Source organism: Frankia sp. AiPs1, from assembly GCF_023716945.1.
Taxonomy (GTDB): Bacteria; Actinomycetota; Actinomycetes; order Frankiales; family Frankiaceae; genus Frankia.
In genome coordinates this window covers 1-1,983 of the sequence record NZ_JAMQQF010000801.1, presented here as the reverse complement: position 1 = coordinate 1,983, position 1,983 = coordinate 1, and the positions used below count along the sequence as shown (strand labels likewise).

The following is a 1,983-nucleotide window of genomic DNA, read 5'->3' as shown; positions in this document are numbered from 1 at the left end:
ATGCGGCACCGTCCGGCCCGGCGGCGGGGGGTGGACCCGCGTCCGGGTGGCAGGGCGTCGGCGGCGGCTGGACGGCGGGTTCCGGCACGCCGGTGATCGCCGAGATCCGTTTCGCGGTGCCGGCGGCGGCTGCGGCCGGCTTTCCCGCGGCGGCACGGGCCGCACTCGACGCGCTCGCCCGGGCGGCCGGCTTCCGGTCCGGCCGGCTCGCCCGGGCGCTCGACGAGCCGGCGTCCTGGCTGCTGACCAGCGAGTGGGATGGCCCCGGCCCCTGGCGCCGGGCCCTGTCCGCGTTCGAGGTGCGGTATGCCCTCACGCCGCTGCTCGTCCACGCCGTCGACGTGCCCGGCGCCTTCGAGGTGCTCGCCGCCGTCGACCCACCCGCGACGGGGGGCGCCGGCGGCGACCGATCCGACGTCGATCCCGCCGAGGCGGCCGGCGGGGACGGCGGTTGCCTCGCCCGGACCTACCGCTCTGACCGCGCCGCGAACGCGGACACCGCCGCGCCCGGCTCGTCCTGACCGGCCTCGGCCGTTCGGCGTCCCGTGATGCCCGCCGGCCGACGCCCGTCGGCGCGAGTCCGGCCTGGCGGCGGATTGTCGGTGCCGACCGGTAGCCTCGACTCAGCATCAAGGACCCATGGATATCCGGGCTCCGACGCCTCGTGATGTCGGATCTCGGGGACCGGACCCAGGGCGACCGGGCGGGCCAGATCTTCGGGACTCCCATCCATGATCATCGGTGGAGGTTTCCCGGCAGGTCGCCGCGCGCGGCCGGGGCCGGACCGTGGATGGGGCGTCCCGCCCCGCTCGTGACCGTGACAGCGAAAAGCCGAGGCTCACCCGATGTTGACCATGCAGGACGCGTTGCTGGCGCTGACTCGTTACTGGACCGACCGCGGTTGCATGATCATGCAACCGTTCAACACCGAGGTCGGCGCCGGTACGCTCAACCCGGCGACGGTGCTGCGGGTGCTCGGGCCGGAGCCGTGGCGGGTGGCCTACGTGGAGCCGTCGGTCCGTCCTGACGACTCCCGTTACGGCCAGAACCCCAACCGGCTGCAGACGCACACCCAGTTCCAGGTGATCCTCAAGCCCGATCCGGGTAACGCCCAGGAGCTCTATCTGGGCAGCCTGGCGGCGATCGGGGTCGACACCGCCGCCCACGACGTGCGCTTCGTCGAGGACAACTGGGCCTCACCCGCGCTCGGCGCCTGGGGGCTCGGCTGGGAGGTGTGGCTGGACGGGCTGGAGATCACCCAGTTCACCTACTTCCAGCAGGCCGGCGGCCAGAGCCTCGACACCATCAGCGTCGAGATCACCTACGGCATGGAACGCATCCTCATGGCGCTGCAGGGGGTCCGCCACTTCAGCGAACTCGCCTACGCGCCGGGCATCTCCTACGGCGAGGTGTTCGGCCAGGCCGAGTACGAGATGTCGCGGTACTACCTCGACGACGCCGACATCGACACCGTGCGCCGCCTCTACGCCGACTACGCCGCCGAGGCCCGTCGGCTCGTCGACGCCCGGCTGCCCGTTCCGGCGCACTCCTACGTGCTGAAGTGCTCGCACGCGTTCAACATCCTCGACTCGCGCGGAGCCGTGTCGACCACCGAGCGGGCGACCTCCTTCGCCCAGATGCGCGGGCTGTCCCGCGAGGTCGCCGCGCTGTGGCGGGACCGCCGCGAGGAGCTCGGCCACCCGCTCGGCGTGGCGAGCCTGCCCCCGGCGGCCGTGCCGGTCGCCGTGTCCACCCCGGTGCGCGAGCCGGCGACCCTGCTGTTCGAGATCGGCACGGAGGAGCTGCCCGCGGCCGAGGTGACCCGCACGGTGGCGGTGGTGCGCGCCGGCCTGCTCGACCGGCTGGCCGCCACTCGCCTCACCCACGGCGAGGTGCGCGTGCAGGGCACCCCGCGCCGGATCGTGGCGATCGTCGAGGAGGTGGCCCCGCGCGAGCCGGACGTCGAGCGGGTGGTGCGCGGCC

At 73.9% G+C, this 1,983-nt stretch carries 2 protein-coding genes; both read left to right on the top strand.

The genetic code is table 11. From position 1 onward, the window contains the following. Window positions 1-521: antibiotic biosynthesis monooxygenase (locus ND748_RS30810; RefSeq protein WP_251749817.1), on the top strand; the 521-nt coding region annotated here is incomplete at its 5' end. Window positions 522-845: 324 nt separating this feature from the next. Continuing rightward, a partial coding sequence (locus tag ND748_RS30805) for a glycine--tRNA ligase subunit alpha (protein WP_251749815.1) occupies window positions 846-1,983 on the top strand: 1,138 nt, incomplete at its 3' end.